The organism is Planococcus salinarum, assembly GCF_007004625.1.
GTDB classification, from domain to species: Bacteria; Bacillota; Bacilli; order Bacillales_A; family Planococcaceae; genus Planococcus; species Planococcus salinarum.
The window spans coordinates 91662-105450 of record NZ_VIFV01000001.1 but is presented as its reverse complement, the minus strand read 5'-3'; the positions used below and the strand labels follow the sequence as shown (position 1 = coordinate 105450).

Sequence of the window (13789 nt, the reverse complement as noted above, 5' to 3'; positions counted from 1 at the left end):
GAAGCCGGCCAATAATTTGGTCGGCTTTTTGCGGATTTTATTGGGAATCGACGATAAACGACTTGAAATCGACGATAAACCGGAAAAAACCGACGATAAAAGGGTAGGAATCGACGATAAACCGGAAAAAATCGACGATAAACTGAAAAACCGCTGATAAACAACGGAAAATCGCTGATAAACCCGAAAAAACCGCTGATAAACCGCCGATAAACCGCCGAAAATCGCTGATAAACAATTAATTGATAAACGCGCTTCTCTCGCGCTATAATATAAAGGTTATCAACAAACGGGGAGGCGGCAGAAATGGAAAAATCAGTGGACATCAGACTGACAACGACCATCCGCCAGCCGGATATGGACGATCAAGTGATGACACTGCAGGCGCATGGGACGTTGACGGAAAAAAACAACCGCCAATACCTTCAATACCGTGAGCAGCAGGATGAGCTTGAAATCCGCACCATTGTGAAATTCACTGAAGAAGAAGCGGTGATCATGAGAAGCGGCGGCCTGCAGATGAGGCTACCGTTTTTATTGCATAAAGAGCAGACCGGAAACCTGACGAACGAGCAGGGTTCGTTCATGCTGACGACGACCGCACATGAATTATCGGTGGGCGACAGTCATTTTAAAGTCCGTTATGATCTGGCGCTCGGTGCAGATTTTGCCGGCGAGTATGAAATGGAAATTCAATTTATGGAGGCTACAAAATGAATGCAGTTGAAAAAGTTCAGCAGGCCATTAAATCGGCAATCGCGGAAGCCGTGCAAAAAGCGGAATTGACAACGGATCCGGTGGATGTCCATCTGGAATCGCCGAAAGACAAATCGAACGGGGATTATGCGACCAACATTGCGATGCAATTGACGCGCGTGGCAAGAAAAGCGCCAAAAGTCATTGCAGAAGCGATTGTGGCAAACATCGATAAAGAATCGGCGAACATCGAGAACATTGAAATTGCCGGTCCCGGTTTCATTAACATCACCATCAAAAAAGATTATCTGCTGGATGTTGTGAAAACCGTGCTGGAACAAAAGGAAAATTACGGCCGCTCAGATTCAGGTGCAGGCGAAAAGGTCCAGGTCGAGTTCGTCTCGGCCAACCCGACAGGCGATCTCCACCTTGGCCACGCGCGCGGCTCATCAGTCGGCGATTCGCTGTGCAACGTGCTGGATCTTGCGGGTTATAACGTATCCCGTGAATATTACATCAATGACGCGGGTAACCAGATCAACAACCTGGCGCTTTCCATTGAAGGGCGCTATTTCGAGGAGCTTGGGCGGACAGAAAGCATGCCGGAAGACGGCTACCGCGGACAAGACATTATCGACATCGCAAAAGCACTTGTCGCTGAACACGGTGATAAATTCCTGCACATGAGCCACGAAGAGCGCTATGCGGAATTCCGCAGGCACGGGCTTGAAGTGGAACTCGCGAAACTGCAGAAGGATCTGGCGGATTTCCGCGTCGAATTCGATGTCTGGTTTTCTGAAACCTCATTGTACGAAAAAGGCGAAATTGACGTGGCGTTGCAGAAATTGCGTGATAATGGCCATATCTATGAAGAAGGCGGTGCAACCTGGTTCCGCTCGACAACATTCGGCGATGACAAAGACCGCGTCCTGATTAAAAATGATGGAACTTATACGTACCTGATGCCTGATATCGCTTACCACGAAGACAAACTTGCACGTGGCTTCGATAAGTTGATCAATATTTGGGGAGCGGACCATCACGGCTATATCTCGCGCATGAAAGCTGCAATCGAGGCGCTCGGCTACGACCGCGACACACTCGAAGTGAGCATCATCCAAATGGTGCAATTGTACAAAGACGGCGAAAAGATGAAAATGAGCAAACGTACCGGCAAAGCCGTGACGATGCGCGAACTGGTCGAGCTGGTTGGCCTGGACGCTGTCCGTTATTTCTTCGCTATGCGCTCAGGCGATTCGCATATGGATTTCGATTTGGATCTTGCAGTGTCGCAATCCAATGAAAACCCGGTTTATTATTCGCAATATGCACACGCACGCATTTGTTCGATTTTGCGCCAGGCAGAAGAACAGGGCTTTACTGCTTCGACCGAACACCTGGATCTATTGACGGATGAAAAAGAAATCGATGTCCTGAAAAAAATCGGCGACTTCCCGCAGGTCATTGCGGATGCCGCGAAACAGCGCGCGCCGCATCGTGTGACGGCTTACATCCATGAACTGGCATCCCATTTCCACAGCTTCTATAATGCCAATAAGGTTCTGGATCCTTCGAATGGCGATATGACCCGTGCCCGTTTGGCATTGATCACGTCCGTCAAAACGACACTTGCCAATGCATTAAAAACGGTCGGAGTCGAAGCACCCGATAAAATGTAAGAGACATTCCTGAAAAATTCTGTATAATAAACTATATAAGTTGAACTAAAGATTTATCTTAGATACAACGCTTCGGCGCTCAGGACAAGGCTCCCGCAATAAGCCGAAAAAACCACTCGTCTTATTGCTTCGCCCAGTCCGGAAACGCGCCAGCGCTGAGAGCAGTCTCTAACGAAATGGAGCAAAACAGCGAAGACTCCATGGGGACCAGGCGAAGTGCTGAAATCCACTCGGGCGAATAGCCCGAGTTAGTTCAGCGCGAGCCCCCAGGAACGCGGAGCTGTTTTGCGGAATATCGGTTATTGTATCTGTTTATTTCATCTTAAATAATAAAAACTTCATACCAATCATAAAGGTGCTTATGTCTAAGAACATGAGTTAAAAGGGAAGCCGGTTCGATTCCGGCGCGGTCCCGCCACTGTAAGTGTGAGCTGTCTGCAAATGCCACTGGAACAAAGTTCCGGGAAGGTGCAGTGTGCGATGATCACAAGCCAGGAGACCTGCCTTTATGAATCACCCATTAGCTTGCGAGGACAGGCTGGATGCACATGTCTTTTTATGGCGTCCTTTCAATTCCTCGCATAGCTGCGGGGGATTTTATTTTGGTTCAGCCACGAATCAGCGGCCCCCCTCCGCTGATTCGGTGCTGAACCGCAAAAAAACACATAGGAGGAAACCAATATGAAGAAATTTTGGAAGTTTGGTATGAGCGCAGGATTGGCAGCAGTACTGCTGGCAGGATGCGGCGGAGAAGACGGAACAATTGAAGAACAGGAAATTGAAGAACAGGAAATTGATAGAGATGAGGAAATCGAAGAATCTGAAATCGAAACACCGGCAGAGCCGCCGGAAGAAGTTGCGGAAGTGGAATTTCCTGTGACCCTCGTTGATGCACTCGGTGACGAAGTCGTGATAGAAGAAGAACCGCAGGCAATTGTGTCGATGGTTCCTTCGACAACGGAAATTGCCTATGAATTGGGTCTTGCTGACAAAATGGTCGGCGTGTCCGACTATGATAACTACCCGGAAGAAACGGCAGATGTAGAAAAAATCGGCGGGCAGGAATTCAATGTCGAGAAAGTCATCAGCCTTGAGCCGGATCTAGTCATTTCACACGAATCCGGCATCAGCACATGGGAGACCGGCCTGCAGCAATTGCGCGATGCCGGAATCACGGTGTATGTCGTCAATAACGAAACAAGTTTCGAAGAAGTGTATGATTCCATCACTGTAATCGGACAGGCCACAGGTGCCACCGATGAAGCGAATGCGCTCGTCACGGAAATGCAGGTTCAGGTGGATAGTATTACCGAACAGGCGGAAGCGGTTGAAGATCCGAAAACAGTCTTTGTGGAAGTTGGAAGCGAGCCGGATATCTATACAACAGGCAGCGGAACGTTCATCGATGAAATGCTGTCGATGATCAACGCAGAAAATATGGCGGGCGACCAGGAAGGATGGGTGAGCATGGATCCGGAAGCGATTGTCAGCGGAAATCCGGATGTCATTGTTACCACGGAAGGCGGTTACAATCCGGAAGCAGTTGAACAAATCAAACAACGCGGCGGCTTCTCGGAAATCACTGCGGTGAAGGAAGATGCAGTGTATAATATCGACTCGGATGCGGTCACCCGTTCCGGCCCCCGCTTGACGGTAGGTTTGCTGGAATTGGCAGAGGCAGTCTACCCTGAGGTGTTCAGTGAGTAAAAGCTGGCTGGCCTATGCTGTTTCTTTCCTGTTACTGGGGGGAGCAATACTGCTGGGGCTGACAGTTGGCACGGTGTCTATATCACCGGCGGTTTTATGGAATCCTTCATTGGATGAAACAGCCGCCAATATCTTATGGAATATCCGTATGCCGCGAGTCGTACTTGCGGGTCTTGTGGGAGCGGCGCTGGCGATTGCCGGTGCCGCCTTTCAGGGTCTTTTGAGAAACCCATTGGCAGACCCTTATACACTGGGTGTTTCTTCCGGTGCTTCGGTGGGGGCGGTCATGACTTTGTTTTTCGGAATTTCCATCCCGTTTCTTGGGAGTTTCACGCTGCCGGTCATGAGCATGCTCGGTGCGCTTCTGACGATGCTTGCGGTCATTGGATTTGCAAAGATGGTGGACCGTTCGATGAAGATGGAAACAGTCATTCTGACGGGAATCATCTTCAGTTCGTTTTTGGGTTCAATCATCTCCCTGATGATCGCGTTGACTGGAGAAGAACTTCGCCAAATCATCGGCTGGCTGCTCGGCAGTGTGTCGATGCGCGGTTGGCCCTACGTGCAGATGGCCCTGCCATTTATTGTGATCGGTTCTTTCCTGCTATGGCTGAACCGCCGCGAACTGAACGCCATGCTGTTCGGTGAAGACCGGGCAAGGCATCTGGGTGTCGACGTGAGAAGACGCAAGATGGTCATCCTGATCGGCGGCTCTGTTTTGACTGGGGCCGCAGTGGCGGTATCCGGAACTATCGGCTTTGTCGGTTTGGTGGTCCCGCACATCACCCGGCTGCTGTGGGGATCAGACCACCGCCATCTTCTGCCGCTGTCATTCATTAACGGCGCTGCATTATTGATCGTCTGCGACTTGGTGTCACGGACGATCATTTCTCCGACGGAATTGCCGATCGGGGTCATCACCGCGTTTATCGGGGCCCCCGTATTTGCATTCGTCTTTTTCCGCCAGCGAAAAGGGGTGGCTTAATATGTTGAAAGTGGACCACCTGAGTGGCGGCTATGGTGAAAAGAATATTGTGAACAACGCCACATTCACGGTCAATAAAGGAAAAATGCTCGGAATTTTGGGTCCGAATGGCAGCGGCAAATCGACGCTGATGAAATTGATGAGCGGCATTCTGCAGCCGGCTTCCGGAACGGTGGAGATAGACGGCAAGGAATTATGGCAGTACGCAACAAAAGAGCTAGCAAAAAAAATGGCTGTGCTGCCGCAGCTTCACGCCCACGCTTTCTCCCATACCGTCCGGGAAACCGTCTCCCTCGGCAGGTATCCGCATCAGCGCGGCTGGTTTTCTTCCTGGTCAACAGAAGATGAAGCGGCCGTGGTGGAAGCGATGGAAATGATGGATATCAGCCGCTATGAACATACGGCGATTGACCATATGTCCGGCGGGGAACAGCAGCGCGTTTTCGTTGCCCAGGCACTTGCGCAGAATGCTTCGATCCTGTTGCTCGATGAACCGACGAATCATTTGGATATCAATCATCAAAAGGAACTGCTTGACACCATCAAACGGCAGGCAATCGAAAGGGATCTGACCATCGTATCGATTTTTCATGACATCAACCTGGCATCGATGTATTGCGATCACCTGCTGCTGCTCGACCAGGGCGGAATCGCCGCCATCGGTGAGCCGCATGAAGTGGTGAAGGAAAAAGAAATCAGAGAAGTTTACGGAACAAGAGTCGCGACCCATCCGCATCCGGAACTGCCCAAGCCGCAGATTACATTGATGCCGGGTGTCGACCGGCAGGCAGTCGAGCAGAAGATTACAAAAGAAGATTTTTCCGTTTCTTCGGAAATGGTGCTTTACCGAAGCGCCGCGCCACTGAAAACCGTTTCTTCGGCAGTCATAAATGCCGGATCGGGCTGGTTTACCACGTTCATGAACCGCCGTGTTGATGAAAACTACCGAGTCAGTGATACGGTGGAAGAATTGACTTTCTACATTGAAGGAAAAGGGTTTAAATCCACCGATACCGTTGCGATGATGACGGCTGTGGATGTCGGGCAAGTCGTCCTTGAAAACTGTGAATTCGAAGGCGGTTCAATTGTTGTCGCTGTAACAGCAGGCGCCGGCAATGGGACCGACGTTTCGATGACCCATTTAAAAGAGCGCAGGAAAAAGGTCGGCACCGTCAATACCTGGATATTCGTCAACGGAACACTGGCGGAAGAAGCCTTCCTTCAGGCTATGATGACGGCGACCGAAGCGAAGACGAAAGCTTTTCAGGAAGAGAAAGTGATCGACCCGTTCACCGGCACCATTGCGACCGGTACGCCGACGGACAGTCTGCTCGTTGCTGCAACCCAGCAGGGCGGCAATTTTCAATACGCCGGCCCCATCTCGGAACTCGGCCGCCATATCGGCAAAACCGTTTTCAAAGCAACCACTGAAGCGATTCGAAGATATCGGAACCCGGCACCGCATTGAGCGGTGCTTTTTTTTATGGAAAATAAACTCAGGGGATAACTCCCCCAAAAAAGGGCGATTTTATTCCATGTAAGATTTTTGATCCAAACGCTCGACCTTGGATACTCAATAAGCTGAACTTGCGAGGGAGAACAATCCGAAAACCGTCACAATATCCGAAATATATGTAAACCCTTTCAATAGAACTATTGACTGAATGCTCATTCATATTTTAATATAGAACTAAGCATCGACAATCGATGGGAGTTCACGTAAACTTTGTATAAGGATTTTATGGAATATATTTTAAGGGGGAGTCTCAATGGAGCCATTGCTCATCGCAAACTGGATCTTGTTCCTGGCTGTGACAATATACGCGGTTTATCTATTCGTTTACTTGTTGAAGTCGCGCTATGATTACATTCAGCTTGGCAAGAAAGTGGAATTCGAGGACAATTTCAACGAACGTGTCCGCAAAGTTATGGTCAACGTATTTGGACAGAAAAAATTATTGAAGGATAAGAAAAGTGGTGCAATCCACGTCATGTTCTTCTATGGTTTCCTGTTGGTGCAGGCCAGTGCAATCGATTTTATCATCAAAGGCTTGTCACCAGGATCGCATTTGCCACTGGGGCCGCTCTATCCGGCATTCACGTTTTTCCAGGAAATTGTGACGCTGACAATTCTGGTTGCCGTTGTTTGGGCATTCTATAGAAGATATATTGAAAAACTGGTCCGTTTGAAGCGAGGATGGAAAGCCGGTCTCGTGCTGATCTTTATCGGCGGATTGATGGTTACAGTTCTTGTCGGAAACGGAGCAGGAATGATTTGGCAGGACCACCCGACAGCTTGGACAGAGCCGGTTGCATCTGTATTTGCCATGCTCTTTGCAGGCTTGTCTGCAACTGCTGCTGCAACGATCTTCTATATTATGTGGTGGGCACATTTGTTGTTCCTGTTGACATTCCTTGTCTACGTACCGCAATCGAAGCACGCTCACTTGATCTTCGGACCGGTCAATACCTGGTTCCACCGTACCGATCACGTCGGCCGTTTGAAGCCGATCAATTTTGAAGACATGGAAGAGGACGACGAAGATCCGGACGCTATGCCTTCATTCGGCGTCGGAAAAATCACCGACTTTAACCAGGGGCAGATGATCGATTTCTACGCTTGTGTGGAATGTGGACGATGCACGAATATGTGTCCTGCGACCGGCACAGGCAAAATGCTGTCGCCAATGGACCTGATTACAAAACTTCGTGATAATTTGACGAACACGGGTGCAGTGATGACCCAGAAAAAACCATGGGTGCCGGCAATGGCATTCGGCAACACGCAAGGAAACCAGCTGGCAGTGGCTGCCGGCGCTGAAGGCATCTCAATCGATGACCTATACAGCCCGAGCCTGATCGGCGACGTTATTACTGAAGAAGAAATCTGGGCATGCACGACTTGCCGTAACTGTGAAGACCAATGTCCGGTAATGAACGAGCACGTTGATAAAATTATCGACCTTCGCCGTTACCTGGTTATGACTGAAGGGAAAATGGACAAAGATGCTCAGCGCGCGATGACTAACATCGAGAAGCAGGGTAACCCTTGGGGCCTTAACCGCAAAGATAAAGAAAATTGGAGAGATGCGCGTGAAGACGTTCATATCCCGACTGTCAAAGAAATGAACAAAGCCGGAGAAGAATTTGAATTCCTGTTCTGGGTCGGATCAATGGGCTCATTCGACAGCCGCTCTCAAAAAATTGCGTTGTCATTCGCTCGTCTGATGAACGAAGCGGGAGTGAAATTCGCGATTCTGGGCAATAAAGAAAAGAACTCCGGAGATACACCGCGTCGTCTTGGGAACGAATTCCTGTTCCAGGAGCTTGCGACAGCGAATATCAAAGAGTTCGAAAAAGCGGACATCAAGAAAATCGTTACGATTGATCCGCACGCATACAACATCTTCAAAAACGAATACCCGGATTTCGGCTTCCAGGCTGAAGTTTATCACCATACCGAAATGCTGTTTGAACTCCTGCAGCAAGGCAAGCTGAAACCGCAATACGCAGTCAATGAGATGATTACGTTCCATGATTCCTGTTACCTTGGCCGCTACAACGATGTCTATGACGCACCGCGTGAGATCCTGAAATCGATCGAAGGCGTCGAGCTGGTTGAAATGGTCCGGAACCGCCAGGACGGAATGTGCTGTGGAGCCGGTGGCGGATTGATGTGGATGGAAGAAGATGCCGGACACCGCGTCAATGTTGCGCGTACCGAGCAGGCACTCGAAGTCAGCCCGACAATGATCTCTTCCGGATGCCCGTACTGCCTGACAATGCTGTCAGACGGAACAAAAGCGAAGGAAGTGGAAGAAACGGTTGGCACTTACGATGTTGCCGAACTTCTTGAAATGTCGATCTTCGGCAACGAAACACCAATGCCGGAAGAAACCATCGTCCAATAAAGGGAAACTCCATTCACTGGGAGTCTTACTGACCTTTAAAACGGGATAAGTATTGCTAAAATCACGAAAATTCTATAAGATGAAAGATAAGAGAGGGAGTTTAAAAGCTCCCTTTTTTCATGACTACTTGTCGAGCGAGCGTTCGGTCAACGATATAGGCGAACGTCATTCGCCTATATCGTTTGCCTCGAAGCTAGTGAGGCGTAGCCGAACGATGCAGAGGCAACGTTTACAGTGGAACCATTTATAGAAGATTAGTGATTTATTTGCGACGAAGCTAGCGAGGCGAAGCTGAGCGATGCAACGCACTTTCATGTCTCGAAGCTAGCGCAGCGATGCAGAGACAGGAGCAAAGTTATAAACCGGCACTATTTAATGAAAGTCAATTGAAGTATAATTTAAATTTTTTTCATTCCACTTGAAAACGTTTACAAAACGGGAGGAGAATTTATTATGGCAAAAACAGTTATCATTGATGGTGCACGTACAGCATTCGGAAAATTCGGAGGCAGCCTGAGTTCATTGACAGCCAGTGACCTGGGCGCGGCAGCGATCAAAGAAGCGATGAACCGTGCAAAAGTCCAACCGGAAGATATACAGGAAGTTATCATGGGGAACGTTTTACAGGCGGGCCAGGGCCAGATTCCTTCAAGGCAGGCTGCCTACAAAGCCGGCATTCCATATAATGTTAAATCGGAAACTATCAATAAAGTCTGTGCATCCGGCCTGCGTGCTGTGACCATGGCTGATCAGATCATCCGACTGGGCGACGAAGATTTAATTGTTGCCGGCGGAATGGAGTCCATGTCGAATGCACCTTATTACCTGCCGAAAGCCCGTTGGGGACTTCGCATGGGCGATGCGCAGATGATCGACGGAATGGTCCATGACGGGTTGTCATGTTCGTTCCACCCGGACAAAGTCCATATGGGCACATACGGAAACTCAACAGCAGAAGAACACGGCCTGACACGTGAAAAGCAGGATGAATGGTCTGCCCGTTCCCATGAGCGCGCGATTGGAGCAAGAGGCCATTTTGCTGAAGAAATCACACCGATTGAAGTGAAACAGCGCAAAGGTGACCCGATTCAGGTTGATCAGGACGAAGCACCACGCGAAGGCACCAGGGCAGACGCCCTTGCAAAATTAAAACCGGCCTTCGGCAAAGACGGCACGATTACAGCAGGAAACGCACCCGGCATCAATGACGGTGCAGCTGCGCTTGTATTGATGAGCGAAGAGCGTGCGCAACGGGACGGAAAAACACCTTTGGCTTATGTCCTTTCTCATACGGAAGTAGCAGTGGAACCCCATCGCTTCCCGGAAACGCCGGGTCTCGTCATCAATGAATTGTTGAAAAAGACCGGCAAATCTTTGGATGAAATCGATTTATTCGAAATCAATGAGGCATTTGCAGCAGTCGCGCTCGCGAGCTCGAAAATTGCCGGTTTGGATGCGGAAAAAGTGAACGTCAACGGCGGATCCGTCGCACTCGGCCACCCGATCGGCGCAAGCGGAGCGCGTATCATCCTGACGCTGGCATATGAATTGAAACGCCGTGGCGGCGGAATCGGCATTGCCGCAATCTGCTCAGGCGGTGGACAGGGCGACGCTGTCATGATCGAAGTTCCTAAGGGGGAAAAATAAGAATGGCAATTCAAAACGTAATGGTGATCGGAGCCGGTCAAATGGGCTCCGGCATCGCGCAAGTTTGCGCACAGGCAGGATTTAATGTGAAATTGAACGACATGAAACAGGAAGCGTTTGAGCGTGGAATCGCCACTATAACCAAAAATTTTTCCCGCAACGTGGAAAAAGGCCGTATGACGGAAGAAGAAAAGTCAGCGGCTCTGGGGCGCATCACAGCTTCTTTGGATTTGAAAGATGCACACGACTCCGACCTCGTCATCGAAGCGGCTGTCGAAAATATGGAAATCAAACACACAATCTTTAAGACACTTGATGAAGTGGCGCCCAAACACGCCATTTTGGCGACGAACACGTCTTCACTGCCAATCACGGAAATTGCGGCTGCAACGAACCGTCCTGAGCAAGTGATCGGCATGCACTTCATGAACCCGGTGCCGGTCATGAAGCTCGTCGAAATCATCCGTGGCCTGGCGACAACGGACGAAGTGTATAAAGAAATAGAAGAAATGACGCTGGAATTATCGAAGACTCCGGTGGAATGCAATGACTTTCCCGGCTTCGTTTCCAACCGTATTCTTATGCCGATGATCAATGAAGCGGTATTTACGCTTCAGGACGGCGTCGCGACGAAAGAAGCGATCGACAGCATCATGAAGATGGGCATGAACCATCCGATGGGCCCGCTTGAGCTGGCTGATTTTATTGGACTGGATACCTGCCTGTATATAATGGAAGTTCTGCATGAAGGATTTGGCGACAGCAAATATCGCCCGAGCCCATTATTGCGCCAGTACGTGAAAGCCGGTTGGCTTGGCAAGAAAACAGGACGCGGATTCTACGAATACACTTAATCGAGGAGGAACCCGCTATGGATTTGCATTTTACAGATGAACAAAAAATGATGCGCAATATGGTGCGTGATTTTGCAAAAGAAGAAATTGCACCTTTCATTGATAAGATGGAAGCCGGTGAGTTTCCACACGAAATATTAAAGAAAATGGCCGGTTTGGGCCTGATGGGCATCACAGCGCCGGAGAAATACGGCGGCTCGGAAATGGATTTCACCTGCTATATCACAGCCATCCATGAGTTGTCGAAAGTGAGCGGCGTCATCGGTGTCATCCTTTCGGTCCACACTTCAGTCGGGACAAATCCGATTTTGAATTTTGGCACGGAAGAACAGATTACAAAATACGTCCCGAAACTTGCCAGCGGTGAATACCTGGGTGCGTTCTGCTTGACGGAACCCGCTGCCGGCTCAGACGCCGGAAGCTTGAAAACACGAGCAGTCCGTGACGGTGATGATTTTGTATTGAACGGTTCAAAAGTGTTTATCACAAACGGCGGTGAAGCAGACACGTATATCGTCTTTGCTTCGACCAAACCGGAATCCGGTTCACGCGGCATTTCGGCATTTATTGTCGAAAAGGATTATCCCGGCCTTATCATCGGCAAGGATGAGAAGAAAATGGGGATGCACGGTTCCCGCACGGTGCAGTTGACATTCGACAATATGCGCGTGCCGGCTGGCAATATGCTGGGCCAGGAAAACAAAGGCTTCAGTATCGCCATGGCAAACCTGAACGTCGGCCGTATCGGCATCGCGGCTCAGGCGCTCGGCATCGCCGAAGCTGCCTACGAGTATTCGGTGGCATACGCCAAAGAGCGCGAACAATTCGGCAAGCCGATTGCGCAGCAGCAGGGCATCGCCTTTAAGCTGGCGGATATGGCGACAAAGGTTGAAGCTGCCAAATTATTGGTTTATAACGCGGCCAATCTTTACTCCGAGGGCAAAGACTGCAACAAAGAAGCGTCGATGGCGAAACTTTTCGCTTCGAAAGCTGCGATGGACATCGCGATTGAAGCAATACAGGTTTATGGCGGCTACGGCTATACCGAAGATTATCCGGTGGAGCGATTATTCCGCGACGCGAAAGTGACGGAAATCTATGAAGGCACAAGCGAAATTCAACGAATCGTGATCAGCAAGCAATTACTAAAATAGCAGGGGGAAAATCAAAATGAATTTTAAATTAAGTGAAGAACATGAAATGATCCGTAAAATGGTGCGCGATTTTGCAAACAAAGAAGTGGCACCGACAGCAGAAGAACGCGATGAAGAAGAACGGTTTGACCGCGATATTTTCGATAAGATGGCGGAGCTTGGCCTGACAGGGATTCCTTGGCCGGAAGAATACGGCGGAATCGGTTCCGATTACCTGGCTTACTGCATCGCAGTCGAAGAATTGTCCCGCGTTTGTGCGTCTACAGGCGTAACGCTTTCAGCGCATACTTCACTTGCGGGATGGCCGGTATACACATTCGGAACAGAAGAACAGAAACAGAAATTCCTTCGTCCGATGGCGGAAGGTTCGAAAATCGGTGCTTATGGCCTGACTGAACCTGCTTCCGGTTCTGATGCTGGCGGCATGAAAACGAATGCCAAAGAAGACGGCGACCACTGGATCCTGAACGGTTCGAAAATCTTCATCACAAACGGCGGCATTGCAGACATCTACATCGTCTTTGCAGTCACTGATCCAACTTCTAAACACAAAGGAACAACAGCGTTTATCGTAGAAAGTGACTTCCCTGGCTTTTCTGTCGGCAAAAAAGAGAAGAAACTCGGCATCCGTTCAAGCCCGACTACGGAAATCATTTTCGACAACTGCCGCGTACCGAAAGAAAACATGCTGGGCGAACTTGGCCAGGGCTTTAAAATTGCGATGCAGACGCTTGACGGCGGCCGCAACGGAATCGCTGCACAGGCAGTCGGAATTGCACAAGGCGCAATGGACGCTGCGATTGGTTACGCGAAAGAACGCGAACAATTCGGCAAGCCGATTGCTGCAAACCAGGGCATTTCATTCAAATTGGCGGACATGGCGACTTCGATCGAAGCTTCACGTCTGTTGACTTATCAGGCTGCATGGCTCGAGTCGAATAAATACTCGTACAGCAAAGAATCCGCAATGGCGAAACTGATGGCCGGCGATACAGCGATGAACGTCACTGTTGAAGCGGTTCAGGTATTCGGCGGCTACGGCTATACAAAAGATTATCCGGTCGAACGCTTTATGCGCGATGCGAAAATCACGCAAATCTATGAAGGCACACAGGAAATCCAGCGTCTGGTCATTTCCCGTATGGTCACAAAATAA

At 49.6% G+C, this 13789-nt stretch carries 11 protein-coding genes and 1 riboswitch; all 11 genes read left to right on the top strand.

What is annotated here, in order from left to right; genetic code table 11:
• Window positions 1–16: 16 nt before the first annotated feature.
• The 11 genes from DIJ65_RS16200 (at window position 17) to DIJ65_RS01475 (ending at window position 13789) form a co-directional block, all read left to right on the top strand.
• On the top strand, window positions 17–157 hold the full coding sequence (locus DIJ65_RS16200) for a hypothetical protein (protein ID WP_154718714.1): 141 nt from the start codon (window positions 17–19) through the stop codon (window positions 155–157).
• 149 nt (window positions 158–306) lie between these two features.
• Entirely contained in the window at window positions 307–717 is a 411-nt protein-coding gene (locus tag DIJ65_RS01520; protein ID WP_071152089.1) for a YwiB family protein, read from the top strand.
• On the top strand, window positions 714–2375 hold the full coding sequence (gene argS, locus DIJ65_RS01515; RefSeq protein WP_117300211.1) for an arginine--tRNA ligase: 1662 nt from the start codon (window positions 714–716) through the stop codon (window positions 2373–2375). Before DIJ65_RS01520 ends, argS begins: the two co-directional genes overlap by 4 nt.
• A 336-nt stretch (window positions 2376–2711) precedes the next feature.
• Window positions 2712–2897, top strand: a riboswitch (cobalamin riboswitch).
• A 159-nt stretch (window positions 2898–3056) separates the two neighbouring features.
• Window positions 3057–4082, top strand: a complete 1026-nt coding sequence (locus DIJ65_RS01510; RefSeq protein ID WP_117300209.1) for an ABC transporter substrate-binding protein — start codon at window positions 3057–3059, stop codon at window positions 4080–4082.
• Window positions 4075–5067 (top strand): FecCD family ABC transporter permease, encoded by a 993-nt coding sequence (locus tag DIJ65_RS01505; protein ID WP_117300207.1) that lies wholly within the window; start codon window positions 4075–4077, stop codon window positions 5065–5067. Before DIJ65_RS01510 ends, DIJ65_RS01505 begins: the two co-directional genes overlap by 8 nt.
• Window position 5068: 1 nt before the next feature.
• Window positions 5069–6535, top strand: coding sequence for an adenosylcobinamide amidohydrolase (locus DIJ65_RS01500; protein WP_071152090.1), 1467 nt, complete (start codon window positions 5069–5071; stop codon window positions 6533–6535).
• A gap of 301 nt (window positions 6536–6836) precedes the next feature.
• Window positions 6837–8978, top strand: a complete 2142-nt coding sequence (locus DIJ65_RS01495) for a (Fe-S)-binding protein (protein ID WP_071152091.1) — start codon at window positions 6837–6839, stop codon at window positions 8976–8978.
• 453 nt (window positions 8979–9431) lie between these two features.
• Entirely contained in the window at window positions 9432–10625 is a 1194-nt protein-coding gene (locus DIJ65_RS01490) for an acetyl-CoA C-acetyltransferase (RefSeq protein WP_071152092.1), read from the top strand.
• Between the two features lie 2 nt (window positions 10626–10627).
• Window positions 10628–11479 carry a 3-hydroxybutyryl-CoA dehydrogenase gene (locus tag DIJ65_RS01485; RefSeq protein ID WP_071152093.1) on the top strand — a complete coding sequence of 284 codons (852 nt, stop codon included), beginning with the start codon at window positions 10628–10630 and terminating at the stop codon, window positions 11477–11479.
• A gap of 17 nt (window positions 11480–11496) precedes the next feature.
• On the top strand, window positions 11497–12633 hold the full coding sequence (locus DIJ65_RS01480) for an acyl-CoA dehydrogenase (protein ID WP_117300205.1): 1137 nt from the start codon (window positions 11497–11499) through the stop codon (window positions 12631–12633).
• A gap of 16 nt (window positions 12634–12649) precedes the next feature.
• On the top strand, window positions 12650–13789 hold the full coding sequence (locus DIJ65_RS01475) for an acyl-CoA dehydrogenase (protein WP_117300203.1): 1140 nt from the start codon (window positions 12650–12652) through the stop codon (window positions 13787–13789).

What these genes read in the sequence shown, in the direction of transcription:
- DIJ65_RS01520 (WP_071152089.1), top strand. Translation starts at nt 307, where the DNA reads ATGGAAAAATCAGTGGACATCAGACTGACAACGACCATCCGCCAGCCG.
- argS (WP_117300211.1), top strand. Translation starts at nt 714, where the DNA reads ATGAATGCAGTTGAAAAAGTTCAGCAGGCCATTAAATCGGCAATCGCG.
- DIJ65_RS01510 (WP_117300209.1), top strand. Translation starts at nt 3,057, where the DNA reads ATGAAGAAATTTTGGAAGTTTGGTATGAGCGCAGGATTGGCAGCAGTA.
- DIJ65_RS01500 (WP_071152090.1), top strand. Translation starts at nt 5,069, where the DNA reads ATGTTGAAAGTGGACCACCTGAGTGGCGGCTATGGTGAAAAGAATATT.
- DIJ65_RS01495 (WP_071152091.1), top strand. Translation starts at nt 6,837, where the DNA reads ATGGAGCCATTGCTCATCGCAAACTGGATCTTGTTCCTGGCTGTGACA.
- DIJ65_RS01490 (WP_071152092.1), top strand. Translation starts at nt 9,432, where the DNA reads ATGGCAAAAACAGTTATCATTGATGGTGCACGTACAGCATTCGGAAAA.
- DIJ65_RS01485 (WP_071152093.1), top strand. Translation starts at nt 10,628, where the DNA reads ATGGCAATTCAAAACGTAATGGTGATCGGAGCCGGTCAAATGGGCTCC.
- DIJ65_RS01480 (WP_117300205.1), top strand. Translation starts at nt 11,497, where the DNA reads ATGGATTTGCATTTTACAGATGAACAAAAAATGATGCGCAATATGGTG.
- DIJ65_RS01475 (WP_117300203.1), top strand. Translation starts at nt 12,650, where the DNA reads ATGAATTTTAAATTAAGTGAAGAACATGAAATGATCCGTAAAATGGTG.